Source organism: Bacillus sp. FSL W8-0645 (assembly GCF_038007905.1).
Taxonomy (GTDB): domain Bacteria; phylum Bacillota; class Bacilli; order Bacillales; family Bacillaceae; genus Bacillus; species Bacillus pumilus.
Genome location: NZ_JBBOYC010000001.1, coordinates 2818213 through 2843706, shown reverse-complemented (window position 1 = coordinate 2843706; position 25494 = coordinate 2818213). Strand labels below are relative to the sequence as shown.

Below are 25494 nucleotides of genomic sequence, written 5' to 3'. Positions count from 1 at the left end.
CATATCGAGAGAAAGCTTGATCTTAGAACAAGACTTTCCATTTTTCTTATAGATGCTCTCGTTTCAAGAAGCAGAGGGAAAAAATCTAGAAAGCGTGATATAATAAGGATTCGAGGTTTTAAAAGCTGTTTTCTTTACTAAGTTCATCTGTTAAGGTTTATAATAGAAAAGCAGGTCATTCGACATACTCGAATGTTCACGTATTTTTTCATTATGGTTTTATTTTTTTATGTTATTTCATGGATTTTGGAGGAATGTATCATGGTGACAACAGTGCAAAGTACTTTCCGACAGGAAGCGCTTGCGACATTAGAAGAAGCGAATAACGTCAACCATGCTGTTTTGATAAGCTACTCCAGAAGAGTTGACGATCTGGATCCTCTTGCCTTTTTCCAAAGCGGCGAAGCGGATTTTTTAGGCGAGCGGTTTTTTTGGTCTGATCCAGAAAGCCAAATGATATTTTCTGGACTTGGCAGAGCGGCCGTTATTAAATCATCTGAGCAAGGCAAGGAACGATTTGATACAGTTCATCAAGAATGGGAACAGCTGAAGCAGCACATGTTCCATTTTCATGATGAGAAGGAGTTAAGGCAAGCGGCTGTTGGTCCGCTTTTATTTGGAGGATTCTCATTTGATCCTTATGAAGAGAAGGCGCGTCACTGGGAAGCTTTTGGCGAAGCTCATTTTTTTGTGCCATCGATGATGCTCACTGTCTCGAAAGAATGCACGTTTCTTACGATCAATGAATGGAAGCAGGTGGACGGTAATGTTCATCAGCTCATTCAAGAATTAGAACAAAAAGCCTCTCATTACGAAACATTACCGCTCAGACATGGTGGACAAGCTGAACTTGTTCATATGGAAGAACGAGATGTGAAGGAATGGATGAAGGCGATCCAAGAAGCGACAGACCACATTCGTGCAAACGAATATGAAAAGGTTGTTTTAGCAAGAGAAGTCTTGCTTCACTATAAAAATCAAATTGAACTCGCTCCACTGTTATCAGAATTATTAAAGCATCAAACAACGAGTTATGTATTTGCGGTTGAACAGGGAAGACAAGCATTTGTCGGAGCTACGCCGGAACGCTTAGTGAAAAAAAGCGGCGGAGAGGTCTTTTCATCTTGTTTAGCAGGTTCGATTGTTCGTGGAAAAGATGAAGAGGAAGATCGAGCATTAGGCGAGAAACTGCTGCATGATGAGAAGAATTTGATTGAACATCAAATTGTTGTCAATATGATTGAGCAAGCATTTGAGGCTAATTGCCTTCGCGTGCATAAACCAAATCAACCTAGTCTTTATAAAACAAAAAACATTCAGCATTTGTTTACACCGATTGTAGGAGAAATTAAAAACAGCTGTTCCCTCTTTTCGTTAATTGAACAGCTCCATCCGACGCCAGCATTAGGCGGATATCCGAAGGAAAAGGCGGTTGAGGTCATTCGTGAAATCGAACCGTTGAAACGTGGCTGGTACGCAGCGCCGGTAGGGTGGATTGACTCTCAGGATAATGGAGAATTTGCTGTTGCCATTCGGTCAGGTCTTATTGAGGAAGACCATGTTCGTTTGTTCGCTGGCTGCGGCATTGTAGAGGATTCCCTTGCAAAGCAGGAGTACGAGGAAACGCAAGTGAAATTAAGACCAATGCTATCTGCCCTTGGAGGTCGTCCTATTGAATAATCAAATCATGACAATATATATTGGCAGATTGATGGATGAATTTGTCCAAGGTGGCGTACAAGAGGCAGTTGTCTGTCCAGGTTCTCGTTCGACCCCGCTTGCAATGCTGGCTCTAGCCCACCAAGACATCAATGTCCATGTATTAGTGGATGAACGGTCTGCTGCTTTTTATGCGCTTGGTCTTGCAAAAGCAAGTCAAACACCAGTGCTGCTTATTTGTACGTCAGGTACAGCAGCAGCTAACTTTTACCCAGCCATTGTAGAGGCACATTATTCCCGTGTCCCACTTATTGTTTTAACTGCTGATCGACCGCACGAATTGAGGGAAGTTGGGGCACCTCAAGCGATTGATCAGCAATTCTTATTCGGTAAGTTTGTTAAATGGTTCACAGACTTAGCATTGCCAGAAGAAAGTCAGACGATGTTACGCTATGTTCAGACGGCTGCGGCAAGAGCAAATCATATGTCGATGCAAGAGCCGAAGGGACCTGTACAAATCAATGTCCCTCTGAGAGAACCATTGCTTCCTGATTTGTCTATTGATCCTTTCGAGCGAGAAGAAACAGACCGGAAAAAAGTATTAGCTATAGGACAGGCTTTCCCAAATGATGATGCGATATCTGAAATTGAGACGGTCATGAACCGTTCCAAAAAGGGACTGATTGTGTGTGGCGAGCTTCATACGGAGGAAGAGAAAGAGGCAGTAATACGTCTTTCAAAAGCCTTGCATATACCGATTTTAGCGGACCCGCTTTCTCATTTGCGAAATGGTCATGAGCATGCAGATCTTATTATTGATGCGTATGATTCTTTATTGAAAGATGAAGCATTGCAGCAGCACCTATTGCCGGATATGGTTATTCGTTTTGGACCGATGCCTGTGTCTAAGCCTTTATTCAAGTGGCTGGAAAAACATGCGAAAGTGAATCAGATTGTTGTTGATGCTGCCGGAGGTTTTCGAGATCCTGGGCTGAGTGCTTCATATGTCATTGAAAGTGATGTGGCAGCTTTTGTAGATGAAGTAGTCAATAGAGCGGATCAACGTGAGGATACAAGTTTTCTAAAGCGCTGGCAGGATGCAAATTCATCATTCAGAACGCATGCTTCCCATTATTCTGATGAGGATCTGTCATTTGAGGGGAATGTGTACCGTCAGCTTCAGCATCTTTTGCCGAAGGAGAGTGTCCTGTTTATCGGGAATAGTATGCCGATTCGTGATGTGGATACATTTTTTGAAGCGCAATCGAAGCCTTTTCGAATGATGGCGAATCGAGGAGCAAACGGTATTGATGGTGTTGTGTCTACAGCACTTGGCACGTATGCAGCTTTGAAACAGCCGGTCACCTTAGTGATTGGAGACTTATCATTTTACCATGATATGAATGGTCTCCTTGCAGCGAAGTTGATGGACATTCCACTGACGGTGGTGTTGTTAAACAATGATGGAGGAGGCATCTTTTCTTTCCTTCCGCAGGCGTCTGAGGAACCGTATTATGAAAAACTCTTTGGTACACCGACTGGACTGAATTTTGAGTATGCTTCGAAGTTGTATGGGGGAACCTATGCGAAACCGTCAACGAAACAAGAGTTACATGATGTCTACAAGGCGCATATAGAAGAGCCTGGACTTCATTTAATTGAAATTGAAACAGATCGGCATTCTCGTGCAAGCAAGCATCGTCAAATGATGGATGACATATTGGAAGAAGTGAAAAAAGAATGTCTTCTTTCATAATACGGATGCGTGATGGTGTGGCGTACGAGGTGGTGGATCAGAATCCATCAGGTGAGAATGCCACGCTATGCTTACACGGTTTCACTGGAAGTGCGGCTTCTTGGACATTCTTGAATGCTTATATGGAAAATACAAGATTGATTCAAGTCAGCCTGCTTGGACATGGCCGCACGGACTCACCAGAAAGTATAAGAAGATATGCGATGTCGCATCAGCTAGCAGATCTTGCAGAGATTTTAAACCAATTAAAGCTTCACAAAGTGAATATTCTCGGATATTCTATGGGAGGACGTATTGCTTTATCATTTGCCTCTCGTTATTCAGAGCGAGTCAACAAGTTGATTCTAGAGAGTACCTCTCCAGGGCTTCGCACGTTTAAAGAGCGGATGGCAAGACTCAAACATGATCATCAGCTGGCTCAGAAAATGAGACATGAAGGTTTAGTGAAGTTTGTGGATTTTTGGGAGAGTATCCCACTGTTTGCTTCGCAGAAAACTTTATCAGCTGACACGCAGGCTCAACTACGAGAGGAAAGGCTAAAAGCCAATCCACTTGGACTGGCTCGCAGTTTAGAAGGCATAGGAACAGGTTCGCAGCCCTCTGTTTGGAAGGCTTTAAAGCATATGAATTTACCTGTTTTGTTGATTTGTGGAGCGCTTGATGAAAAGTTCTGCAATATCGCCACATGTATGCAGCAGGAGCTTGAAGGCAGTCAATTTATATTAGCTGAGCAGGCTGGGCATACAGTTCATGTGGAACAACCACATTTTTTTGGTAAAATAGTTAGTGAGTTTATTACCTAAGGTTAGAGGAGGAACTATTGATGGCTATTGAATGGCAAACTGAGCGTCAATATGACGAAATTTTATATGAAACATGCAATGGGATTGCAAAGATCACGATAAATCGTCCACATGTACATAACGCGTTTACACCAAAGACTGTGAGTGAATTGATTGATGCATTTTCACGTGCTCGTGATAATTCAAATGTTGGTGTGATCGTACTTGCAGGTGCTGGCGGCAAAGCATTCTGTTCCGGTGGAGATCAAAAAGTACGCGGTCATGGCGGTTATGTAGGAGACGATCAAATTCCGCGTCTAAATGTACTCGACTTACAGCGTTTAATTCGTGTGATTCCAAAACCTGTTGTTGCGATGGTTGCTGGTTATGCAATCGGCGGCGGGCACGTTCTTCATATTGTATGTGACCTGACAATTGCAGCAGATAATGCGATTTTTGGACAAACTGGTCCAAAAGTAGGCAGCTTTGATGCTGGTTATGGTTCAGGCTACCTTGCACGTATTGTTGGTCATAAGAAAGCGAGAGAAATCTGGTACTTATGCCGTCAATACAATGCACAAGAAGCGCTTGATATGGGACTTGTTAATACTGTTGTACCATTAGAGCAGCTTGAAGAGGAAACAGTGAAGTGGTGCGAGGAGATGCTAGAAAAGAGCCCGACTGCTTTACGATTCTTGAAGGCTGCATTTAATGCAGATACGGATGGATTAGCTGGAATTCAACAATTTGCAGGAGATGCGACACTTCTTTATTACACAACAGATGAAGCAAAAGAAGGACGCGATTCCTTTAAGGAAAAACGCAAGCCGGACTTCGGTCAGTTCCCGCGTTTCCCTTGATTCAATCATAGCGATGAAAAACAGCTTAGTGCATCAGACTAAGCTGTTTTCTTTTACGAAAAGGAGGTGTCATGATGAAGCAACCGAACTGGCTGCTGCACCGTGCTAATTTAACACCAGAAAGAGTCGCGCTCATTTATCAGGATAAACAGTGGACATTTCGCGATTTAGCTGATGAAGTCAATGAGCTTTCAAATAGACTTGCACAAGCATCATTAAAAAAAGGGGAAACGGTCGGGCTTTTGATGAACAACCAGCCTCAAATGGTGATGCTTGTTCATGCTTGTTTTTCATTAGGATTCAAAATCGTGCTATTGAACAATAAGTTAACAAAAGCTGAAAGGCGCTATCAACTTGAAGATGCAAAAGCAGCCGCTTTATTTACTGAACCTGTTTATGCAAGTGATCATAAGGGTGATCTACCCGTTTATACAATGGAGACTTTACCTGAAGCAGGTCACGACAATGTAAAGAAAATCGAAAGCGAATTTGATTTGAATGAAACAGCAACGATCATGTATACGTCTGGCACAACAGGACAACCAAAAGGGGTCGAGCAAACGTTTGGTAATCATTTTTATAGTGCTGTTTCCTCTGCACTCAATATGGGCCTCAGAGAGGATGACCGCTGGCTTATTGCACTGCCTCTTTTTCATATTAGCGGGTTATCCGCTTTATTTAAGTCGGTGATTTATGGGATGACTGTCGTACTTCATCAAAAGTTTGATGTCGATGAAGTAAAGGATTCGATTGAACAGCATCGTGTGACGATGATATCTGTTGTTCAAACGATGTTATCCCGTTTATTAAGCAGGCTGGAAGAATGTCCGTCTTCTTTGCGCTGTCTGTTATTAGGCGGAGGACCTGCGCCTTTTGCGATGCTTCAAGAAAGCAAAGAGAAAGGTTTCCCTGTGTTTCAATCCTACGGCATGACAGAAACCTGTTCACAAATTGTGACCCTTGCGCCTGAATTTAGTGTAGAGAAGCTTGGATCAGCGGGAAAACCCCTTTTTGGATGTGAGCTGAAAATTCAAGATGGTACACGCATTTGTCGTCCTTTTGAGCATGGCGAAATTATGGTGAAAGGGGCAAATGTCATGAAAGGGTACCTTTACCGTGAAGAGGCGACCGCAGCTGCTTTTGATCAAGGCTGGCTGAAAACGGGTGATATCGGCTATGTGGATGAGGAAGGATTTTTATTTGTGCTTGACCGCCGTTCAGATTTAATTATTTCTGGCGGTGAGAATATTTATCCTGCTGAAATTGAAGCGATCCTGTTAACACATCCGCATGTAAAAGAAGCCGGAGTGACGGGTATGTATGATGATAGATGGGGAGAGGTACCAGCTGCCTTTCTTGTCACAGACCATAAAATACCGGAGAACGAGCTCTATGCTTTATGTGAGTCGCATCTAGCAAAATATAAATGGCCTGCCGCTTTTCACTTTGTGGACGAGCTGCCAAGAAATGCGTCAAATAAATTGCAGAGGCACAGACTCAAGTCAAAGGGGTTTTTAGATGATTCAAATTGAACGAGTGATTTTATATCATGTCACGATGAAGCTCAAGCAACCATTTACCACAAGTCTTGGAACCATCTCAGAGCGTGAGTTTATTATTGTCGAGGTAAAAGATCAAACGGGATTGACTGGATGGGGAGAGGTGTCAGCCTTTTCTTCTCCGTGGTATACAGAAGAAACCATTGAGACTTGTTACCATATGCTGAGAGCTTTTTTTATACCAAATGTGCTGACACGCACCTTTACACACCCTTCAGAAATACCAGACAGCCTGTACCAATTTAAAGGCAATAGGATGGCGAAAGCGGGAATTGAAGCGGCTGTTTGGGATATTTATGCGAAGCGTGAGAATAAGTCGTTACGAGATGTATTAGGCGGCACCAAGGATAGAATACCTTCTGGTGTTGTGGCGGGGTTAGGACCCGTTGATGACATGCTGAAGCAAATACAGCAATTTGTGGACCAAGGTTATCAGCGGGTGAAGGTGAAAATTAAGCCGGGGCAGGATATTGGACTCCTTAAAAAAATTAGAGAGTCTTTCCCTCACCTCTCGCTAATGGCGGATGCAAACTCTGCTTATGAGTTAAAGGATATTAGCAAGCTCAAGCAGCTCGATGACATTCGTTTATTAATGATTGAACAGCCATTAGCTGCAGATGATATCGTCGATCATCGCCATTTGCAAAAGCATTTAAAAACACCGATATGTTTGGATGAAAGTATTTGTTCCTTAGATGATGCTAGAAAAGCGGTAGAGCTTGGCAGCTGTCAAATTATTAATGTGAAGCCTTCACGAGTTGGTGGGCTGACAGAAGCCCTTAAAATCCATACATTCAGTAAGGAGCATCAAATTCCGTTATGGTGCGGTGGAATGATTGAAACAGGTATTTCCCGCGCGCAGAACGTGGCACTTGCTTCGCTTCCGCAATTTACAATTCCAGGTGATATTTCAGCTTCGTCAAAATATTGGGAGCAGGATATCATTTTTCCTGAAATCAAGGTTGAAAATGGCTTTATAGAGGTACCTCGTTCCCCAGGAATGGGCGTAGAAGTGGATTATCAAGCGCTTCGTTCCTTTTCAGATAAAATTGACGTCTTTACAAAACATGATTTTGTGATGTGAAAATGAGGTATTCACCTTTTGCACATCCAATAAAATCTATATATAGTGAGAGAAAGTTTTTCCTTCCTGTCTCAACAAAAAAGAAAGAGCGGTGATCCGCTCTTTCTTACTCTTCTACCAGTTTGCTGTCATAAGCAAGCTGTCCAATATAGTGATCCATTTCACTCGGCATGTCTGCTGCATGGCCATATTCATAATCCCAAAGGTTTAAAAAGGAGTGAGCAGACTGATAAAATGCGGCTTCGTCCGCGTCATGAATTTCGTCAAAAAACGTTTGAAGCAGCCGATCGTGTTTCAATGCGATGCGCCTCCTTAAATGAGACTTAAAGATCTTGTGGTTTAAACGTTTTACAATCCGTTTCTTCACTTTTTTCAGCCGTTTTTCCTGTGTGGCTGACGACATAGATTGCATCTGCCCCACAGCGGTTTCCAGCATTCCAATAGGAACAGTTATTGACTTCACAAAGGATTTTTTGACTCATACAGATGACCTCCTTTTGAGTATGTCTTTCTTATATAATGTAACCGAAATGAACCTCATCCATTCACGTTAATCTTCCTGGCGAATATAGCGCTTATCCTTCATAAACAATTTCCAGAAGAAATAGAACCCAGGGAATAAGATGATAAAACCTACAATATACGTGATAAATAATGCTCTAAATGTCACAGGGTCTGTAAATCCAGACATGATTGTAATATCTGGATAGGCCATATAAGGCAAATGGGCACGTCCGTACACATAGCTTGCTAAAAAATATTGTACGGTAATCGCAATGACAGCTAAACGCGGCCGGCCTTTCCGATGCTTAAACCGGCTATTTGGTAAAAATAGAGCCAGCCCTGCTAGCAAAAACATCAGGAGTGATACAAGAAGAATAGGGATGTTCTGCATCATTTTTGTGAACAGCCAATTTGCCTCGCTTCTTAATGTCAGCATGATGAAAAAGGCCATCATGAGTGAAAGCGGACCCGTAATGAGCGCTCCTCTTCTATAAATGCTGTAAGCTTCATCTTCATCAGCCACATTCGAGAAATCAGCTAAAAGCAATGACGAAAGAAAAAGGGTGCTAAAAATGGCAAAGCCGACAAAAGAATAGACATTTGCACTTGTAAAGACCAGTCCAAGATCTAATGAGTAGTTGTTGTTCTCCTCAAAGATAAATCCACCATGTGTAATCGGAAGAACCATGATCAGGATCGATGGAATGATAAAGCCGCTAATCCCTGAAATATAAGTCACTGCTTTTCTGTATTTTTTAGGGAGAGAATGAGAAAACACGAGAAATCCGCTTCGCAGTGCAAGAAGCAATAATATGATGCTACCGGGTATTAATAAAACAGTACCAAGGACAAAGGTCGCACCTGGAAACATGCTAAACAACGCAACAACAATTGCCACAATGAATACGTTAGTTACTTCCCATGTTGGAGAAAGGTACTTATTTGCGATATTAGCGGCCTTTGTTTGTTCTTTATTCATATAAATCATGGACCAAAATCCTGCGCCGAAATCCATTGATGCCATCACTGCATAGATAAAAACGAACCCCCATAAGATGGTGATTGCAATGAGTGCATCAGTTGTCACATCCATTTGCATCTTGATCGCTCCTTTTTAAGATTCTGTTAACCGTAGGTCTTCTTCAATCGAATGTTTTCTAAAGTAGTACGTTAGCACAATCACAGTTGCTATGCCTAAGATGAGATAGACAATGGCAAAAAGGATAAAGAGAGTGCCAATTGAGCCTGATGATGTGACGACCTCTGAGGTTTTGAGCATTCGATAAATAACCCATGGCTGACGGCCTGTACATGCAAAGATCCAGCCGAACTCAATGGCCAAAAGACTAAGGGGCCCGCCGAATAAGTAAAGAAAAAGGAGCCACTTCGGATAATGATCGCGTTTTAAAATTTTACGGTAAAGCAGTGCTAACACCGCAAACAAAATGAGGACTGAGCCAATAATGACCATGCCATTAAATAACGTGTGAATAAATAAAGGCGGCCACTCATCACGAGGGAAATCATTTAAGCCTTTGACCACCGTATCAAAGCTATTTCCTGCCAGAAAACTAAGCGCCCAAGGGATTTCAATTGCTCCTTTAATTTCCTTTGAATCGGCATCAGTAAAACCACCTATTGCGAGCGGCGCATGTGATTGTGTTTCAAATAAACCTTCAGCACCAGCTAATTTTTCTGGCTGATATTCATACAGAAGCTGAGCAGACTCATGACCATTTATGGCCGTTAGAAATGAGAAGAGGCCTCCTACAATAAGTCCAAGAAAAAGGGCTTTTCGATGAAACGTATAGAGTTTCTCATTCTTTCTTGTTTTGAGCATTTTAAAAGCTGCCACTGATGCAATCACAAAAGCACCTGTTGTAAAAGCAGACAGCACGACATGTGTCGCAGTTACGACAAAGCTTGGATTGAAAAAGGCCTTCCAGGGCTCGATATTCGTAATTTCTCCATTGACCATTTGAAAGCCAGCAGGAGTTCCTTCAAACGCATGTACGTTTGTGATCAGAATCGCTGAAGCGGCTGCGCCAATCACGACAAAAATAACGGTAATGATGCGCATAGCAGGTGATAGGCGATCCGCTGCGTACACATAAATAGACATAAATAATGCTTCAATAAAGAACGCATAAATTTCAATCTGAAATGGAAGTGACATGACCTTTCCGATGACCTCCATAAAACCTGGCCATAGAAGAGCGAGCTGGGTACCAGCAATCGTGCCTGTTGGAATGGCGACACCTAACAAGACAGCCTGCGCTTTCGTCCACCGTTTGGCCATGACAGCATAGTGAGGGTCCTTCGTTTTTTGGAAGATGAGTTCAGCTAACAAAATCATTAGCGGGATGCCGACGCCAAGCGAGGCATAAATAATGTGAAAGCCCATGGTTGTGCCGAACAGGCTTCTAGCTAAAACGAGATCAGTCAATTTTTTCTCCGCCTTTCTTATCACTTCTCTTTTTCATGATGTTATTATTCTCCACCATTTTTAGATTATTCTTCCTGACTAAGAAAGCTTGATTTTTGACAAGTTGTAAAAGGGGGAGTAGAATATAATTATAAAACGTAATCATTACGTTTTGATAACGAAAGGAGTTTTGACATTGAAAAGAGATATTCATCCAACCTCACATGAAGTTGTATTTATGGACGTAAACAGCGGTTACCGCTTTTTGAGTAAATCGACAAAGTCATCCAATGAGACAGTAGAATGGGAAGATGGGAAAACGTATCCTGTCATTAAAGTAGAAACAAGCTCTGATACGCATCCTTTTTATACAGGACGCCAAAAATTCGGAGAAAAAGGCGGAAGAGCCGAGTTGTTTAAGAAAAAGTATCAAATGTAATATAAAAAGCACACCCTACAATGGTGTGCTTTCAGCCTGTAGACAAACCCTCGCATTCGTTGTCAGTCCTGCGTGCTGGTGCTCACGAATGTCAAATTCGCTCCGCGCCAGTACTCGTCCTTCCTAGACTTCAAAGGTTTTCTATCGAGCTGAAAAGAAGACAAAGGGCTAAAATCAAGATCATTTTAGCCCTTTGTCAACAATCTGAAAGCACACCCTACAATGGTGTGCTTTTTTTACAGCAAGAAACCCCGGATAATCACCCGGGGTTTTAACAATTAATCATTTAAAGCGGTTTTTAAGGTCTTTAGATTTTGTTTCATTAAGCTGACGTAGCTTTCGCCATTTTTGGCATCATCTTCAGTAATAGATTCTAGATTTTTAAGTGTGAGGCTTTTAGCCCCAATTTCACTGCGGATCGTATCTGAGACTTTGCTGCTGACGTTGTTTTCAAAAATCACATATTGAATGTGATGCTTTTCAGCTTTTTGTACAATGCTTTCGAGCTGCTTTTGTGAAGGCTCTTCAGAAGCAGATAACCCTAATACACTGATTTGTTCAATGCCGTAGCGCTTTTCCCAATAACCGTAGGCTGCGTGGGAAACAAGGATTTCTTTATGTTTTGCTTTAGATAACGTTGTGTTGAACTCTTGATCTAGCGATTGTAAATCCTTTTTTAGTTTTTCGTAGTTTTTTGTGTATTCGTCTTTATGATCTGGATCTAATGAAACGAGTGTGTCTTTAATGTTTTTCGCCATTTGCTGTGCATAAACAGGGTCTAACCATGCATGAGGATCTTTATCTCCGTGATCGTGTCCATCATGGTCATGGTTTTCGCCTTCATGATCGTGATCATGGTCTTCGCCGTCTTCTTGTGAATGCTCTTCTTTTGTCGATAACAACTTGATGCCTTCGGATGCTTTGACTGTTTTCACGCCTTGGTCTTTTAACGTAGAAGCGGTTTTGTCAGCGAATGCTTCAGCGCCTGTGCCGCTGTAGATGAAGGCGTCTCCTTCAGCCATTTCAACCATCGTTTTTGAACTTGGTTCAAAGCTGTGTGCATCTGCATTGGCAGGGTACACGCTTTGCGCATGAACATGAGAACCACCAATTTTTTCAGTGAAATCTTGAATCGGGAAAATTGTGGTGTAAACGGTTAGTTTTCCATCTGCTTTCCCTTTTGAAGCATTTGTCCCCGCACTGCTTGAGCAAGCGGCAAGACCGATCGCAAATAAAGCAGCTATTAACATATAAAAGATTTTTTTCATGTGGAAAATGTCTCCTCTCAATCTATTAGATAGAAATGATTACGATTTAATGTCCTGAGTTATTGTATCGTAATAATTACGATTTGAAAAGAGGAAAATAAAAAATTTTCATCAGCAGATGTTTCCTTTAAAAAAAATGCGCTGCAAAACGTGACGAAATTTCTCACATTGTGCTATATTTATTTTTAAAAAAGATAAAGGAATGGACAACGTATGAAACTTTTAGAAGAAATCATCGAATATAATCAACAATTTATTGAAGAAAAGAAATACGAAGAATTTACAACAACGAAGTTTCCACAAAAAAAAGCTGTCGTTCTGTCATGTATGGATACAAGACTTGTCGAGCTGCTTCCACGTGCAATGAACATGAAAAATGGAGATATCAAGATCGTTAAAAGTGCTGGTGCTCTTGTGTCTCATCCATTTGGAAGTATTATGCGAAGCATTTTAGTGGCTGTTTATGAATTAAATGCTGACGAGGTTTATGTCATTGGGCATCATGATTGCGGTATGAGCAAAATAGACAGCCAAACACTTTTAAACAAAGCCATTGAGCGTGGTATCCCAGAAAAACGTATTGAAGTACTGGAATACTCAGGAATCGATTTTAAACAGTGGCTCAAAAGCTTTAGTTCGGTTGAAGAGAGCGTGAAGGACAGTGTGTCCGTTGTGAAAAATCACCCGCTTCTCCCATCAAATGTGCCTGTGCACGGTCTTGTCATTGATCCTGGAACTGGCAAGCTTGACGTAGTCGTCAACGGATATGAAGAAAAATAATTTATTTTTCCTTTTTCGGCGGGACAGGATCGATGCCGCCAGGATGGAGTGGATGACATTTTAAAATCCGTTTGATGGTGAGCCAGCCGCCTTTTAAAGCGCCATGCGTTTTGATCGCTTCTAGCCCATAGTTTGAGCATGTTGGGTAAAACCGGCAACTAGGCGGTGTAAGAGGGGAAATACATTTTTGATAAAAGCGTATGATGCCGATAAAAATTTGTTTCATAAAGGTTCCTCCTTGTCTGTCTTTCACAGTATAAGAAAAAAGGACAAGGAAGGAAAGTTTTATAAACTAAACTGGTCGGAGAAATATGTTATAATATAGGAAATTGCAATTATAGGAGTGGTGATTATGCCTTCAGTTGAAAGCTTTGAACTTGATCATAATGCTGTAAAAGCGCCATACGTTCGTCATTGTGGCGTTCATAAAGTGGGATCAGATGGAGAAGTCAATAAATTTGATATTCGTTTTTGTCAGCCAAACAAACAAGCAATGAAACCTGATACGATTCATACATTAGAGCATTTACTTGCGTTTAACATTAGAACACACTCAGAGAAATACGATCATTTTGATATCATTGATATTTCTCCAATGGGCTGCCAGACAGGCTACTATTTAGTGGTCAGTGGTGCACCAACTCCAAAAGAAATCGTTGAACTTCTTGATGCAACATTCAAGGATGCAGTTGAGGTAACAGAGATTCCTGCTGCAAACGAAGAGCAATGCGGTCAAGCGAAGCTTCATGACCTTGAAGGTGCAAAACGTTTGATGCGTTTCTGGCTTTCTCAAGATCAAGAAGAGCTTCTCAAAGTATTTGGTTAATCGATCATAAACCGGACATGATGATGTCTGGTTTTTTTGTATTCGATCATGAGATGTCAAAATAGGGGATATTTGTTAAAATGGACATGTCAGTAAAAGAAAGGGGAACGCGGGATGCGAAAAATGTTGGGAATGATATTGATGCTTTTGTTACTAAGTGCATGTGGGAACTCTGCAGCAAATAGTGGCAAAGGGGAGGTACCTGAGCTATTAGAAGTGAAGCTTACAGGACCTGAACAAGTGGAGAAAAATGAAAGCGTTATAGTAAAAGCAGCTGTCACATATGGTGATACGCCTGTTGATGATGCAGACGAAGTTCAATTTGAAGTGTGGAAAGATGGCGATAAGGATAACAGCAAGATGATTCAGCCAAAGAAAGAGAACAAAGGTGTATATGAATTGCATACAGCCTTTAAAAAAGATGGCCTTTATATCATACAAGTCCATGTGACAGCTAAACAGCAGCATAATATGCCAAAGACAAACATCAATGTAGGTGATGTGAAAAAAGAGAGTTCATCTACTGAAGAAGAAACCTCACATCATTAAGTGTCACTTTATTTCGGGTTAGGACGTTGGTTTGGTTCAGCATCCTGTGGTGAATCGATTTTATGCTTATATTCATAAGCCTTCGATGTTGTCCACAACGATAAAAAGACAACGATTGAGATAATGATAAAGCTGATAATTCCAAGTAGCAGCATCTAACTCCCTCCTTATTTCCATATTAACATATATTTCATGCAGTCAAAATAGAAGAAATTCATGGCAGGTTTCAGTATAATAGGAAAAGGGTATTCTCATACTAAACGCAATTACATAAGGAGGAATAAACATGTCTGAAAAATTATTACACGTCGTCAATAAACAAGTAGCAGATTGGACTGTGCTTTACGTAAAATTACATAACTATCACTGGTACGTAAAGGGAAAAGACTTCTTTACACTCCATGAGAAATTTGAGGAACTTTATACAGAAACAGCGACATACATTGATGATTTGGCTGAGCGTATGCTCGCGTTAAATGGAAAGCCTGTTGCGACAATGAAAGAATGCTTGGAAATTTCTAGCATTCAAGAAGCTGAAGGTAATGAATCAGCGGAGCAAATGGTGAAAAATCTATACGATGATTTCTCCAATATCGCTGAAGAATTAAAGCAAGGAATGGAGCTGGCTGGAGAAGTTGGCGATGAAACAACAGGTGATATGCTGCTTGCGATTCATCAATCTATCGAGAAACACAACTGGATGCTTAAAGCATTTTTAGGATAATACGTATGTGGAAGGAATGTCGATTATGAAGAGATCGACATTCCTTTTTTGTTGGAATCGGGATAGACAGCCCATTGAAATCATAGGGCTTTCAGCCGAAGAGAAAAGAGAAGGGAGGGGAGAAGATGTCTTCTATTGCAGGAATGATGAGTCAGCAAGTCGCGAGCATTCAAAAAACACTTAATATTAGTTTGTTGAATTCACAGCTTGCTACGAATACAGCACAAGCCATGGTCATGCTGGATCAAGTTCAGCAGCAGCCTCAAGCTGTTCAACCAAAGGATTCAGACGCTCGCTTTATTGATGTGAGAGTCTAAAGATGGAAGCCGCCGCACAAGGCGGCTTTTTTTCTTGTCATCACTCTGTCTGATTTAAAAGGCGACGCCTTTATTTTTTGTCGTCCAAGCTATTGCGAAGATCTGGCATATAATATTGAGGTAAGGAGTTCCACTCTGAAAGGATGTTGATGCCAAGTGAGCAAGGATTTAGGCATCTTTTCGTTGTTTACAGTCAGTTTGTCAGCGATGGGCTTTCTGTTTGGTGGAGCAGGAAATTTACTGATGATATTAGTAACACTCATGGCCATTGAATTAATTTGTTCAAGCCTAAGAGAATCTTTGACAGGACAGCTCACAATGAAACGTTTTTCTACACGGCTTGTTCGAAAGATTGTGACGATCTCCTTAATATCCATGGCGCATTTCTTCGATGTCATGCTGAAGACAAATGGGATGATTAAGGATTTAGCGATCATCTTCTATATTATTTATGAATCTTACCAAATCGTCTCGACAGCCAATGCCCTCGGAATTCCCATTCCACAGTTGTTTATTGATGTGTTGGACATGTTAAAAAATAAATTGCGCAAAAAGCCGTAATTTCTTCATATCTGGTCATACTAAAGGAAAAAGGATGAATCAGATGACGAGACACACATATTATGTATCCGTACAGGATGGGTCGATATCGCAGCATAGAGATGCGGCGGCTTGGCAATTTCAAATAGAAGCAGACGATGATCAAATTTTGCAGCTGAGAGACTATTTCGATGAACAGTATATGACAGATTGGAAAGGCTTCTTTCGAGCGCATGTTCCGTATCTTGAATATCATTATGACAGTCCGAATGATGAAATGGATCGAAAAAGAAAAGAGATATACTCAATGATTTTCGAGCTCGGGAATGAAGAGACAAAGAGCTTTATTGAAACAAATGGATTAATGAATTGAAAAAGCATGTAAGCATGTAGAGATTTTCTACATGCTTTTATTTTCGCGGTTGTAAGATGCCTCCGATCAGGTCACTAAGCCCGCCTCTATTCTCTTGCTGAGATGTCTGTGAATTAGTGAATTCATGAGAGGAGTTCTGGCTCTGAGGCTTATAACGGTTATCATCTAAACCAACCCGTAAGCCGGATGTACGCTCAGATGGCTGGATAATGACAATTTGGTCTTGTTCTTGGAACTCAAATAAGTAGGATTCACCAGATGTTTGTCCGATGAGGGTCTTCCAGTTCACATCTAATTTGACCTTCGGTGCTTTACCTGTCCAAGCAACGATGGCGTCAGGGTCTACACGGCAAGGGGCTTTTAAAATGAGCGGGTTTCCATTTGTTTTAATGGCGACCTGCGCTCCGTGGCCTTGATAGGAGAGCTTTGATGTAAACAGTCCTTTCTGTGATAAAATCCCTACGCCTACTGGTGTCACGCCGTAATGACATTCCTCAGTAAAGGCAAGTAAATCCTCACTTTCTACACTTACATGCTGCCAAGGACCGCTCGGCTCAAGATTAATCACTGTCACGTGCTCGCTGGAATCAGCCAAATAACAAGTACCTTGTCCACTTACTTCCATCACCTCAAGGTTTTCACCTGTCAATTTTCTGCTGATATGGTTAAATACTTGACTGACCATATTTCCTTTGTTCGCACCGAGTAGTCGTTTGCGGTATTGAAACGTACCTTGATCGGCAATCATTGCACCTTTTTTCGCAAAAAAGATTCCGCTGCCTTCTGCTTGTAAAGTGAGTTCTTCTATCGTGTTGAAATGAAATCCCATTGGTGCTGGCTCCTTTCCTGCGTCAAGATGTGAATCCGTAGATGCGGCATAAATCATTTAAATCTAGCGTAGTTCCTTGCCCGGTTGCGATGATTTTCCATTCTTCCTCATCTCTTATGAGTTGAGCACAAATAATGGAGGTACAATACGAATAATCTTCTGTTAATTGAAAGGTACAAATCTCTTGTTGTGAGATTTGATCAGTCAGATGCACGTAAGCGTTCGCCACTTGTCCAAAATGATGCTTGCGCTCGTGTGCATCATGTATCGTGGCTGTTACAACGATTTTATGAATATTAGGAGAGACTCTGCTTAATTGCATAATGATCATTTCATTGTCTCGATACCCGCCGCCAAATTGATGATCACCAAGATGGCGAACAGCCCCGTCTAAGCTTTGCTGCTGATGATAATAGATCAGATGGCTTGGAGACAACAGTTTGTCCTCTTCATTTAAGAGAAACACTTGCGTATCTAAATCAATTGGCTGGCCAGCCAAATCCCAGCCAAGCCCGATTTGAATTTGGTCGATATTTGGATTGTCTTTAGTTAAATCTAGCTTTTGCCCTTTGATGAGGTGTTTCTTGATCACCTCATGAGGGGCGTCTTCTTTTTCAATTTTATTGGGCGTAAGCGATTGATCTTTTTCTTGTTTTGACCCATTTGTTATCCTCATGCTGTTTTCCTCCTCGTCGTAATAGGACAAACACTAATTGATTTACGTCATTAAGAGATAAAAGGTTTCATGATTAAAATAGGGTGAAGTTGGGGATGATAAAAAGGTTTTAGCAACGATACCTCATTTTAAATACAGACGAAATGAAACCACTCGTTTGTTTCACTTTTGATAAAAATTCTTCAGAGAAATGTGATCTGTGGTATGATGTTTTACAAGAAGCAAGGACAGGATATGAGGGATTTTACATGCATGTATTTAAAGACTATTATCATAATACGGTCAAGCTCTCCTTTGAAGAGAAGCCTTTTTCAAGTCATCCAAAGCATGTTTGGGCCATCTGCCGTTACCAGGGGAAATGGCTGCTCACTGAACATGAGGATCGGGGCTATGAGTTTCCAGGAGGGAAAGTTGAGCCAAATGAAGAAGCAGACCAAGCCGCTATACGTGAGATTCAAGAAGAGACGGGTGCTGTTGTTCGTGAATTAACGTATATTGGCCAATATCAGGTGCTAGGCAGAGAAAAGATCATCGTAAAAAATATTTATTTCGCTGATATTGAAAGGCTAGTGAAGCAAGACACGTATTTTGAAACGAAAGGTCCTGTTCTTTTCGCAGACTTGCCAAGATCCATCGCAAAAAATAAGAATTTCAGTTTTATTATGAAAGATGATGTGTTAAGACAAAGTCTTGCTTATTTAGAAAAGAACGGTTTGATTCGTTAAAAAAAGCGAGCGCAGGGAGACCATCCCTGCGCTTTTTATTTTTGGAGAAAACGGCGTTCGAGCCATTCCACAAGCTGGTACATGATGGTAGCAAACACAGCAATAATGAAAAGACTTAAGAACACGAGTGTAAAGTTGAAGACTTGAAAGCCGTATATGATCATGTAGCCAAGCCCTTTTGAGGATACAAGAAATTCCCCTACAATGACCCCAACCCAAGAAAGACCAACATTCACTTTGATGGCAGAAATCATCGTTGGAATACTAGCTGGCAAAATGACCTCACGAAAGACGACGCTTTTTTTCGCGCCAAAGGTTTTCATCACCTTTAAATAATTCTCATCGATCTCTTGAAAGGCAGTGTAAATGACGATCGTCGTAATGATCACACTAATGATCGCACCCATGGCGACGATGCTAATCATACCAGGTCCAAGGGCAACAATTAAAATGGGGGCGAGGGCAACTTTTGGCATGGCATTTAAAATAACTAAATAAGGATCAAGAACGTTTGCTAATCGGGTAGACCACCATAAGGCGGCAGCGAGCAAAATGCCGCAAAAGGTACCAAGTAGAAAACCGAGCACCGTTTCAAATAATGTAATACTCATATGATTCATTAAAGAACCATCTTGAATTTTTTGCACAAACAATTGGCAGACCGCAGATGGTGAACTGAAAATAAGCGGATCAATGAACCTGAAATGACTGGCAAGCTCCCAAAGCGAAAAGAAGCTGGCGAATATGATGAGCTGATAGATACGTGTGATCCGTTTTTCCATTCGGTATTTTTTGCGATAGGCTTCATGTAAAAGGTCACTGTGTTTCAACTGTTTTCAGCTCCTTCCAAATCGTTTGAAAGAGCTCTTGGAAATGCAGGGTCTGTCTCGCATCAAAAGGAGAGAGAGCCCTTATGTCGTCTGGAACGGTAAAGATTCGCTGGATAGAGCCTGGATGTTTTGAGAATAAGAAAATGCGGTCACTCATCGCAATGGCTTCGCCAATGTCATGTGTCACAAGGACTGCTGTTTTTTGATAGTCTTTTAATGTGTGAAAGACGAGATCTTCTAATGTGAGTTTGGTTTGGTAGTCTAGCGCTGAAAATGGCTCATCTAGTAAAAGCAGACCGGGATCAACTGCAAGCGTTCGGGCGAGAGCCGCACGCTGCCTCATTCCACCAGACAGCTCCTTCGGATATTTTTCCTCGACTTCAGGCAGTCCAAGCTTTGGCAGTAAATCAAGGGCAGCTGAGGTGGCCTCATGCGAATCTTGTTTCGCAATTTTTAACCCGAGAATGACATTTTCCTTGATGGTCTTCCAAGGAAACAAATAATCTTGCTGGAGCATATAGCCGATTTGATGCTCCTGTTGATTTGGTTCTTTTCCTTCGATTAAAATTCGACCTTCAGAGGGCGGCGTAATTCCTGCGATGATAGACAGCAAGGTGGTTTTTCCGCAGCCGCTGGGACCAATAAATGAGATGAATTCACCTTGGTCTATCTCCATCTTGATGTGCTGTATAGCTGTTGTTTTTTCTTTTAAAGAGAAGTACGTATGGGTCACATGGTCAATTTGAAGGAAAGACATGTGCTACCTCCTATTCTATTTGTGATCTGTGACCTTCTTTGCAATGGATGAATCGACAAGTTGTTTGTACGGGATAAATTCCGGCAATTCACCGCTCTCCTTCATGATTTCCTGCAATTTGTTCCATTCCTCTTCATTTAGAAGGGGATTTGTTGCATAGGAATCTTGCTGTTTGTAGCGTTTGATGGCAGTTGATAAGACTTCAAGATCTGTATCAGGAAAATGAGACTGAATGGCCTTTGCGATCTCCTCAGGCTGCTTGGCTTCTACCCATTTCTGCGCTTTGTAAATGGCCCGGATGAAGGCTTCAGCGGTCTCTTTGTTTTCCTCTAAGTAACTCTTCTTTGCCATGAAGGTGGTATATGGCACCTTGCCAGAAGCTTCTCCAAAGGAGGCGGTAATGTACCCTTTACCTTCTTTTTCGAGTAAGGAAGCGGTCGGTTCGAATAACTGTACAAAATCGCCAGTTCCAGAGGAGAACGCACCTGAAATGTTGGCAAAATCAATATTTTGAATCATACGAAGATCCTTTTTTACATCAATGCCTTCTTTTTTCAAGACATATTCACCAACCATTTGCGGCATGCCGCCTTTCCGCTGTCCTAAGAAGTCTTTTCCTTTTAATTGATCCCAAGAGAATTGGTTTACTTTCTCCCTTGAAACAAGAAATGTGCCGTCTGTTTGTGTCAGCTGTGCAAAGTTTATGACAGAATCCTTTGTGTCTTGAGCCTCTACATAGATAGAGGATTCAGACCCGGTCAGGGCGATATCAGCACCGCCTGATAAGAGAGCTGTCATCGTTTTATCGCCGCCCCAAGTGGTTTTTAGTTCAACCTCCAGGCCTTCTTCTTTGAAGAAATCCTCTGATAAGGCGACATATAGCGGAGCATAAAAGACCGAATGGGTCACCTCGGCTACTTGTACGGTCTGCTCCTGTTCTTTTTTACAGGCGACAAATGGAATAAAGAGCAGGACGACGACGATGAATGCCAGTCTGACTTTGATGGAACGATTCAAGAGTAATTCGCCTCCTTTGTTCTAGATCACTATTAAAGTATGTGAAAAGGGATTTTTGGTGAGTGCCTAGATGAAAATAAGAAGCGCATTGTTTATTTATAGAACGCGTCTTTTTTTCTATACTAGAGGCATGAAGGCTTTCTTGAATTTGGCAGAAATAAAGGAGCGGTTTCGTGTATAGATTGAGTTGGGTATTTATTGGATGGTATTTAGTAGGTCTGATCTTAATGGTCTTTTTTGAAGTGCCAGCATGGCTTCAGTTTGCAAACGGAATCTTTCTTGTGCTGTATGCTTGCTGCGTCATCGAGATTGGGAGACAGATTTATGGGTCATGGGGGTTTGTCATCAAAAGGGCAGCCATTGTCGGGGTGCTTACATTTACGGTGGAGTGGGTAGGGATCACAACGGGGTTTCCATTTGGGGCCTATGACTATTATCCGACGCTAGGTTTTCTAGTGGCGGGGGTACCGTTAACCATTGCATTTGCTTGGGTTGGCGTGTTTTTAAACAGCCTTTTTTTATCCAGTCAGCAGTCAAAGTGGAGACGAGCCGTCGAAACGGGAATATGGATTGTGTTGCTTGACCTCATATTAGATCCAGTAGCAGCTGAGCGGAAGTTTTGGGTGTGGTATGACGGCGGTGGGTTTTATGGTATTCCTTTTGAGAATTTTGTGAGCTGGGGTATGATTGGAGCAGGACTTTCATTTCTTTTCCCGCTTGTCTCAATTGATCAAAAGGCACTCAGTTGGACGAGTCGTATTTATCAGGCGATGGTGTTCTTTTTTGGTCTTTTGGCATTAAAGGGCGGACTTGATGTCATTTTTTATTTAGCACTGATCATTGTCATTTTGTGTGAAGGAAGGGTTCGATTTGAAAGAAAGCGACAAAAGCCGATCGTTTAGACGTCTATTTTCACTTTATCTAGAGCGATATTTACTCCATAAGCATTTCCGCTGTGTCATGATGAAAGGTTCGGTGGACCCGAAGGAAAACCTGCCTGTTCTTTATCTCGCCAATCATAGCTCATGGTGGGATGGACTGATCATTTTTCTTTTAACAGAAAAGGTGTCTGAACTTGATCACTACATGATGATGGAAGAGAAGCAGCTGAAGCAATATGCTTTTTTCCGAAAGCTTGGAGCGTTTCCAGTTCATAAAGAGAATCTGAAAAGTGTGAAGCAAGCATTAATGACTGCAAGAGAGAACATGCAGGATGGCGGAGCGGTATGGCTTTTTCCACAGGGGAAAATTATGCACCAGGATGTGCGGCCGCTTCAACTGGAGGGAGGGGCTTCTTTTTTAGTGAGGCAATTTGAGCAAGTCGTGGTGAAGCCTGTAACCTTGCAGTATACATTTAATCAATTTCAAAAGCCGACAGTTTCTGTTGTGTACGGTGATGATGCCATCGTATCTGGAAGCTCCCTGCGAAGCAAGGATGTGACCCGTATACTTGGCGATCTGCTTGAAACGCAGTTAAACAGGCATCAAGCACAGGTCATTGCGGATCCTGATTTTTCAATAAACGAAGAATTTAAACAGATCACAAGGACAAGTCAGTCAACAAGTGATGCGTTTGATTCTTTTAAAAAGTGGGTGAGAACATGGCGCTCTTCTTAACTGTAATCAGTGTGCTGTTGCTTTGTCAGTTTCTATTCACCATATGGAATATGAAACAGTTTCCTGTGTTAAAGCCCGCTTCCTTTTCGCCAGATGAACCCATTTCGTTATCGATCTTGATTCCGGCTAGAAATGAGGAGAAACGGATAGAAGCCTGTCTTCAGTCGATCGTTGATCAACTTCTTTATCCGAAAGAGGTGATTGTACTTGATGATCATTCGACCGATCAGACAAGAGCGATTGTGGAGCGCTTCTCACAAACATATCCATGGATTCGTGTGCAGTCAGGCCGGCCATTAAAGCCAGGCTGGCTAGGAAAATCATACGCCTGTTCTCAGCTCGCTGAGGTGGCGGCTTCTGATTGGCTGTTATTTTTAGATGCGGATGTCCGGTTGAAACGGGGAGCAATTGAAGCTGTGTACGAGCAGTTATGCGCGCAAAAAACGGGCATGCTGTCAGGTTTCCCAGAGCAAAAAACAGGAACATTCTTTGAGCATCTTGTCGTTCCCATGATGATGTTTACGATTGGCTGTCATCTGCCTGTGAAGTGGGTCAGAAAATCAAAGAATCCGGCTTTTGCCGCCGCACATGGGGGCTTTATTGCCATTGAAAAGAGTTGCTATCACAATATCGGCGGGCATGAAGCGATTAAGGATTCGCTAGTGGATGATATGGCATTGGCTAGACGGGTGAAGGAACAAGGCTTTCCGTTCACACTTGCAAGTATTCATCCGTTTGTGTATATGAGAATGTATGAGAGTGGACAAGAGGTATGGGAAGGTTACAGGAAAAATTTGTTTCCAGGTGTCAATCGAAGCATTGCTTTGTTAAGCAGTGTCTTTTGTTTATACACCCTGCTTTATTTGGCTCCAATCATTTGCTTGATGGTGGCTTTGCTAAAGCTGGATGTGCTTAGTATATGCTTAGCCATTCTTTGCTACGGACTAGGTGTGTCGATCAAAGCGGCAATTGATATTGAGAACGGAAGAACATCTACAATGGCCTTTTTATTACCGGTCAGTATTTTGAGTCTGATCGCCATTGGCTTTGCTTCTATGAAAATCGGGCTGAAAAAAGAAGGGTATGAATGGAAAGGGAGAAGGTACGAATGAAAAAAGTGATCATCATCGGCGGCGGGCTTGGCGGATTATCAGCAGCGATCCGCTTACAGTCACGCGGGATTCAGGTCACCATATTAGAAAAAGAAGCAGCTTTAGGCGGGAAATTGCAGCGCCATCAGGAGGCTGGCTATTCTTTTGATCTAGGACCGAGTACCATTACAATGAAGTCATACTTTGAGGAAGTATTTGCTTCCTGTCATAGAAGGATGGAGGATTACGTCACATTTTATCCGATTTCTCCTCTGACCAAAAATGTTTTTTCAGATGGACATACGGTCGAATTTACGTCGAATATTGAGCAGATGGAATCACAAATTGCAGCATTCAGTCCTGAAGATGCGAAGCAATACCGTGCATTTTTACAGGAATCAAAGATGCTTTTTCAACAGGCTGAGGATCAGTTTTTAAATCGTTTGTTATTGACGTGGAAGGATAAGGCGGATGTAAAGCTCGTGAAAGCACTTCTCTCTGTCAAACCGTTTACAACCGTTCAACGCTTGCTGCGTCAATATTTCCATCATCCGCATACATTGGCGATGTTTGGACGGTATGCTACATACATCGGCTCTTCTCCCTATGAGGCTCCGGCTATTTTTAATATGATGGCGTATTTAGAAGGGGAGAAAGGGATATATGGCATAAAGGGCGGTACATATCGTTTAGTTGAAGCATTTGAGACTTTGGCAAAGGAATTAGGCGTACAGATTCACCTGAATGAACAAGTCAACAAGATTCATGTGAAGGACCGGCGAATCAAAGGAGTAGAAACGGCTCACCAGATGTATGAAGCAGATCAAGTCATTGCCGGAGCGGACGCGCTGACTGTCTACCGCCATCTGATTGATGAAAAAGACCGTCCAAGCTTTTTAAATCAAAAGCTTGCTGCCATTGAACCGTCACTATCTGGCTTTGTTCTCTTATTAGGTGTACCTAAAGTCTATGAACAGCTGTCCCATCACAATGTGTTTTTCCCAGAGAATTATGAGCAAGAATTCAAGGATATTTTTCAGAAAAAACAACTGCCTCAGGATCCAACGCTTTACATATGTTATTCAGGTCATTCAGAACCAGCTTTAAGCGGAGGACCGGGAAGAAGCAACTTGTTTGTACTGGCGAATGCGCCTTATGTGACAAAAGAGCAAGATTGGGACATGCTAAAGGAGACATACCCGCAGCATATGAAAACAAAATTAAAGGAAAAGGGTCTCTTTGATCTGGATAATGTGGCCGAATATGAAGCGGTTCAAACTCCGCTTGATCTGCAGCAGAAAACGGGCGCATATCATGGAGCCATTTATGGTATGTCTTCCAACTCGTTCAAGCAGGCGTTCTTCCGCATCAATAATCAGTCAAAGGACATTGAAGGACTTTGGTTTGTTGGAGGAACGAGTCATCCAGGCGGCGGCACGCCGATGGTGACTAAATCAGGCCAGCTTGTGGCAGAAGCGATCATCAAGCATTTGACGTAAGAACAGAT

Annotated in this window: 31 protein-coding genes; 19 read left to right on the top strand and 12 right to left on the bottom strand. The window is 42.0% G+C overall.

The window, feature by feature from the left end:
• The first annotated feature begins 261 nt into the window (after positions 1-261).
• The 6 genes from NST39_RS14595 to menC all read left to right on the top strand — a co-directional run bounded on the left by NST39_RS14595 (position 262) and on the right by menC (position 7700).
• The gene (locus NST39_RS14595) at positions 262-1680 is read left to right on the top strand and encodes an isochorismate synthase (RefSeq protein ID WP_341029002.1); all 1419 of its coding nucleotides are present in this window, start codon (positions 262-264) and stop codon (positions 1678-1680) included.
• Positions 1673-3415, top strand: a complete 1743-nt coding sequence (gene menD, locus NST39_RS14590; RefSeq protein WP_341028999.1) for a 2-succinyl-5-enolpyruvyl-6-hydroxy-3-cyclohexene-1-carboxylic-acid synthase — start codon at positions 1673-1675, stop codon at positions 3413-3415. Before NST39_RS14595 ends, menD begins: the two co-directional genes overlap by 8 nt.
• Positions 3400-4218, top strand: coding sequence for a 2-succinyl-6-hydroxy-2,4-cyclohexadiene-1-carboxylate synthase (gene menH, locus NST39_RS14585; RefSeq protein ID WP_341028996.1), 819 nt, complete (start codon positions 3400-3402; stop codon positions 4216-4218). The genes menD and menH overlap by 16 nt, the downstream gene beginning before the upstream one ends.
• 20 nt (positions 4219-4238) lie before the next feature.
• Complete coding sequence (menB, locus tag NST39_RS14580; protein ID WP_003217719.1) at positions 4239-5057, top strand: 1,4-dihydroxy-2-naphthoyl-CoA synthase; 819 nt, start codon at positions 4239-4241, stop codon at positions 5055-5057.
• A 71-nt stretch (positions 5058-5128) separates the two neighbouring features.
• Positions 5129-6589, top strand: a complete 1461-nt coding sequence (locus NST39_RS14575) for an o-succinylbenzoate--CoA ligase (protein ID WP_341028994.1) — start codon at positions 5129-5131, stop codon at positions 6587-6589.
• Entirely contained in the window at positions 6576-7700 is a 1125-nt protein-coding gene (gene menC, locus NST39_RS14570; RefSeq protein ID WP_341028992.1) for an o-succinylbenzoate synthase, read from the top strand. Before NST39_RS14575 ends, menC begins: the two co-directional genes overlap by 14 nt.
• 106 nt (positions 7701-7806) lie before the next feature.
• Here menC and NST39_RS14565 read toward each other — a convergent pair whose 3' ends face one another.
• From NST39_RS14565 to NST39_RS14550, 4 genes are all read right to left on the bottom strand, one after another.
• A complete protein-coding gene (locus NST39_RS14565; protein WP_111911376.1) occupies positions 7807-7998 on the bottom strand; it encodes a hypothetical protein in 192 nt (63 codons plus the stop codon).
• Positions 7999-8023: 25 nt separating this feature from the next.
• Entirely contained in the window at positions 8024-8182 is a 159-nt protein-coding gene (locus NST39_RS14560; protein WP_111911374.1) for a DUF1540 domain-containing protein, read from the bottom strand.
• Positions 8183-8250: 68 nt separating this feature from the next.
• Complete coding sequence (locus NST39_RS14555; protein WP_185108921.1) at positions 8251-9297, bottom strand: cytochrome d ubiquinol oxidase subunit II; 1047 nt, start codon at positions 9295-9297, stop codon at positions 8251-8253.
• Between the two features lie 21 nt (positions 9298-9318).
• Positions 9319-10650, bottom strand: a complete 1332-nt coding sequence (locus tag NST39_RS14550) for a cytochrome ubiquinol oxidase subunit I (RefSeq protein WP_065098664.1) — start codon at positions 10648-10650, stop codon at positions 9319-9321.
• Between the two features lie 175 nt (positions 10651-10825).
• On the opposite strand from NST39_RS14550, the gene NST39_RS14545 reads away from it, so the two are divergent.
• Positions 10826-11068: a type B 50S ribosomal protein L31 gene (locus NST39_RS14545; protein ID WP_003217579.1), complete on the top strand. Its 243-nt coding sequence runs from the start codon at positions 10826-10828 to the stop codon at positions 11066-11068.
• A 278-nt stretch (positions 11069-11346) separates the two neighbouring features.
• Here the strand turns inward: NST39_RS14545 and NST39_RS14540 are convergent, their stop codons facing one another.
• Positions 11347-12336 carry a metal ABC transporter substrate-binding protein gene (locus NST39_RS14540; RefSeq protein WP_341028989.1) on the bottom strand — a complete coding sequence of 330 codons (990 nt, stop codon included), beginning with the start codon at positions 12334-12336 and terminating at the stop codon, positions 11347-11349.
• A gap of 213 nt (positions 12337-12549) precedes the next feature.
• Here NST39_RS14540 and NST39_RS14535 point away from each other — a divergent pair, with 213 nt between their 5' ends.
• Entirely contained in the window at positions 12550-13116 is a 567-nt protein-coding gene (locus tag NST39_RS14535; protein WP_044142136.1) for a beta-class carbonic anhydrase, read from the top strand.
• Between the two features lies 1 nt (position 13117).
• On the opposite strand, the gene yidD is transcribed toward NST39_RS14535, so the two are convergent.
• Positions 13118-13342: a membrane protein insertion efficiency factor YidD gene (gene yidD / locus NST39_RS14530; protein WP_003217666.1), complete on the bottom strand. Its 225-nt coding sequence runs from the start codon at positions 13340-13342 to the stop codon at positions 13118-13120.
• A gap of 126 nt (positions 13343-13468) precedes the next feature.
• Between yidD and NST39_RS14525 the strand changes: the two genes are divergently transcribed.
• On the top strand, positions 13469-13942 hold the full coding sequence (locus tag NST39_RS14525; protein ID WP_003217624.1) for an S-ribosylhomocysteine lyase: 474 nt from the start codon (positions 13469-13471) through the stop codon (positions 13940-13942).
• A 114-nt stretch (positions 13943-14056) separates the two neighbouring features.
• Entirely contained in the window at positions 14057-14491 is a 435-nt protein-coding gene (locus tag NST39_RS14520) for a FixH family protein (RefSeq protein ID WP_341028985.1), read from the top strand.
• An 8-nt stretch (positions 14492-14499) separates the two neighbouring features.
• On the opposite strand, the gene ytzI is transcribed toward NST39_RS14520, so the two are convergent.
• Entirely contained in the window at positions 14500-14646 is a 147-nt protein-coding gene (gene ytzI, locus NST39_RS14515) for a YtzI protein (protein WP_034665318.1), read from the bottom strand.
• Positions 14647-14777: 131 nt separating this feature from the next.
• Here ytzI and NST39_RS14510 point away from each other — a divergent pair, with 131 nt between their 5' ends.
• From NST39_RS14510 to NST39_RS14495, 4 genes are all read left to right on the top strand, one after another.
• Positions 14778-15215 (top strand): Dps family protein, encoded by a 438-nt coding sequence (locus NST39_RS14510; protein WP_044142138.1) that lies wholly within the window; start codon positions 14778-14780, stop codon positions 15213-15215.
• A gap of 125 nt (positions 15216-15340) precedes the next feature.
• Complete coding sequence (locus tag NST39_RS14505; protein WP_003217712.1) at positions 15341-15532, top strand: hypothetical protein; 192 nt, start codon at positions 15341-15343, stop codon at positions 15530-15532.
• Between the two features lie 156 nt (positions 15533-15688).
• Complete coding sequence (locus tag NST39_RS14500) at positions 15689-16093, top strand: phage holin family protein (protein WP_341028983.1); 405 nt, start codon at positions 15689-15691, stop codon at positions 16091-16093.
• Between the two features lie 43 nt (positions 16094-16136).
• Complete coding sequence (locus tag NST39_RS14495) at positions 16137-16445, top strand: hypothetical protein (RefSeq protein WP_044142141.1); 309 nt, start codon at positions 16137-16139, stop codon at positions 16443-16445.
• Positions 16446-16482: 37 nt separating this feature from the next.
• Here NST39_RS14495 and NST39_RS14490 read toward each other — a convergent pair whose 3' ends face one another.
• The gene (locus NST39_RS14490) at positions 16483-17274 is read right to left on the bottom strand and encodes an AIM24 family protein (protein WP_341028982.1); all 792 of its coding nucleotides are present in this window, start codon (positions 17272-17274) and stop codon (positions 16483-16485) included.
• A 22-nt stretch (positions 17275-17296) separates the two neighbouring features.
• A complete protein-coding gene (locus NST39_RS14485; protein ID WP_341028981.1) occupies positions 17297-17950 on the bottom strand; it encodes a TerD family protein in 654 nt (217 codons plus the stop codon).
• A 248-nt stretch (positions 17951-18198) separates the two neighbouring features.
• On the opposite strand from NST39_RS14485, the gene ytkD reads away from it, so the two are divergent.
• Positions 18199-18675 (top strand): RNA deprotection pyrophosphohydrolase, encoded by a 477-nt coding sequence (gene ytkD, locus NST39_RS14480; protein WP_044142144.1) that lies wholly within the window; start codon positions 18199-18201, stop codon positions 18673-18675.
• Between the two features lie 35 nt (positions 18676-18710).
• Here the strand turns inward: ytkD and NST39_RS14475 are convergent, their stop codons facing one another.
• From NST39_RS14475 to NST39_RS14465, 3 genes are read right to left on the bottom strand one after another with little or no spacing between them, the layout of a single operon-like run.
• Entirely contained in the window at positions 18711-19457 is a 747-nt protein-coding gene (locus NST39_RS14475; RefSeq protein WP_419250643.1) for an ABC transporter permease, read from the bottom strand.
• Between the two features lie 34 nt (positions 19458-19491).
• Positions 19492-20262: an ABC transporter ATP-binding protein gene (locus NST39_RS14470; protein WP_341028979.1), complete on the bottom strand. Its 771-nt coding sequence runs from the start codon at positions 20260-20262 to the stop codon at positions 19492-19494.
• 15 nt (positions 20263-20277) lie between these two features.
• Positions 20278-21279, bottom strand: coding sequence for an ABC transporter substrate-binding protein (locus tag NST39_RS14465; RefSeq protein WP_106065805.1), 1002 nt, complete (start codon positions 21277-21279; stop codon positions 20278-20280).
• A 173-nt stretch (positions 21280-21452) separates the two neighbouring features.
• Here NST39_RS14465 and NST39_RS14460 point away from each other — a divergent pair, with 173 nt between their 5' ends.
• From NST39_RS14460 to NST39_RS14445, 4 genes are read left to right on the top strand one after another with little or no spacing between them, the layout of a single operon-like run.
• Positions 21453-22181: a carotenoid biosynthesis protein gene (locus NST39_RS14460; protein WP_341028976.1), complete on the top strand. Its 729-nt coding sequence runs from the start codon at positions 21453-21455 to the stop codon at positions 22179-22181.
• Positions 22150-22896, top strand: coding sequence for a lysophospholipid acyltransferase family protein (locus NST39_RS14455; protein ID WP_341028975.1), 747 nt, complete (start codon positions 22150-22152; stop codon positions 22894-22896). The genes NST39_RS14460 and NST39_RS14455 overlap by 32 nt, the downstream gene beginning before the upstream one ends.
• Positions 22881-24008, top strand: a complete 1128-nt coding sequence (locus tag NST39_RS14450) for a glycosyltransferase (RefSeq protein ID WP_341028973.1) — start codon at positions 22881-22883, stop codon at positions 24006-24008. Before NST39_RS14455 ends, NST39_RS14450 begins: the two co-directional genes overlap by 16 nt.
• The gene (locus tag NST39_RS14445; RefSeq protein ID WP_341028971.1) at positions 24005-25486 is read left to right on the top strand and encodes a phytoene desaturase family protein; all 1482 of its coding nucleotides are present in this window, start codon (positions 24005-24007) and stop codon (positions 25484-25486) included. The genes NST39_RS14450 and NST39_RS14445 overlap by 4 nt, the downstream gene beginning before the upstream one ends.
• Positions 25487-25494: the final 8 nt, after the last annotated feature.

What these genes read in the sequence shown, in the direction of transcription:
- NST39_RS14595 (WP_341029002.1), top strand. Translation starts at nt 262, where the DNA reads ATGGTGACAACAGTGCAAAGTACTTTCCGACAGGAAGCGCTTGCGACA.
- menH (WP_341028996.1), top strand. Translation starts at nt 3,400, where the DNA reads ATGTCTTCTTTCATAATACGGATGCGTGATGGTGTGGCGTACGAGGTG.
- menB (WP_003217719.1), top strand. Translation starts at nt 4,239, where the DNA reads ATGGCTATTGAATGGCAAACTGAGCGTCAATATGACGAAATTTTATAT.
- NST39_RS14575 (WP_341028994.1), top strand. Translation starts at nt 5,129, where the DNA reads ATGATGAAGCAACCGAACTGGCTGCTGCACCGTGCTAATTTAACACCA.
- menC (WP_341028992.1), top strand. Translation starts at nt 6,576, where the DNA reads ATGATTCAAATTGAACGAGTGATTTTATATCATGTCACGATGAAGCTC.
- NST39_RS14560 (WP_111911374.1), bottom strand. Translation starts at nt 8,182, where the DNA reads ATGAGTCAAAAAATCCTTTGTGAAGTCAATAACTGTTCCTATTGGAAT.
- NST39_RS14555 (WP_185108921.1), bottom strand. Translation starts at nt 9,297, where the DNA reads ATGGATGTGACAACTGATGCACTCATTGCAATCACCATCTTATGGGGG.
- NST39_RS14540 (WP_341028989.1), bottom strand. Translation starts at nt 12,336, where the DNA reads ATGAAAAAAATCTTTTATATGTTAATAGCTGCTTTATTTGCGATCGGT.
- NST39_RS14535 (WP_044142136.1), top strand. Translation starts at nt 12,550, where the DNA reads ATGAAACTTTTAGAAGAAATCATCGAATATAATCAACAATTTATTGAA.
- yidD (WP_003217666.1), bottom strand. Translation starts at nt 13,342, where the DNA reads ATGAAACAAATTTTTATCGGCATCATACGCTTTTATCAAAAATGTATT.
- NST39_RS14525 (WP_003217624.1), top strand. Translation starts at nt 13,469, where the DNA reads ATGCCTTCAGTTGAAAGCTTTGAACTTGATCATAATGCTGTAAAAGCG.
- NST39_RS14520 (WP_341028985.1), top strand. Translation starts at nt 14,057, where the DNA reads ATGCGAAAAATGTTGGGAATGATATTGATGCTTTTGTTACTAAGTGCA.
- ytzI (WP_034665318.1), bottom strand. Translation starts at nt 14,646, where the DNA reads ATGCTGCTACTTGGAATTATCAGCTTTATCATTATCTCAATCGTTGTC.
- NST39_RS14510 (WP_044142138.1), top strand. Translation starts at nt 14,778, where the DNA reads ATGTCTGAAAAATTATTACACGTCGTCAATAAACAAGTAGCAGATTGG.
- NST39_RS14505 (WP_003217712.1), top strand. Translation starts at nt 15,341, where the DNA reads ATGTCTTCTATTGCAGGAATGATGAGTCAGCAAGTCGCGAGCATTCAA.
- NST39_RS14495 (WP_044142141.1), top strand. Translation starts at nt 16,137, where the DNA reads ATGACGAGACACACATATTATGTATCCGTACAGGATGGGTCGATATCG.
- NST39_RS14490 (WP_341028982.1), bottom strand. Translation starts at nt 17,274, where the DNA reads ATGGGATTTCATTTCAACACGATAGAAGAACTCACTTTACAAGCAGAA.
- NST39_RS14485 (WP_341028981.1), bottom strand. Translation starts at nt 17,950, where the DNA reads ATGAGGATAACAAATGGGTCAAAACAAGAAAAAGATCAATCGCTTACG.
- ytkD (WP_044142144.1), top strand. Translation starts at nt 18,199, where the DNA reads ATGCATGTATTTAAAGACTATTATCATAATACGGTCAAGCTCTCCTTT.
- NST39_RS14475 (WP_419250643.1), bottom strand. Translation starts at nt 19,457, where the DNA reads ATGGAAAAACGGATCACACGTATCTATCAGCTCATCATATTCGCCAGC.
- NST39_RS14470 (WP_341028979.1), bottom strand. Translation starts at nt 20,262, where the DNA reads ATGTCTTTCCTTCAAATTGACCATGTGACCCATACGTACTTCTCTTTA.
- NST39_RS14450 (WP_341028973.1), top strand. Translation starts at nt 22,881, where the DNA reads ATGGCGCTCTTCTTAACTGTAATCAGTGTGCTGTTGCTTTGTCAGTTT.
- NST39_RS14445 (WP_341028971.1), top strand. Translation starts at nt 24,005, where the DNA reads ATGAAAAAAGTGATCATCATCGGCGGCGGGCTTGGCGGATTATCAGCA.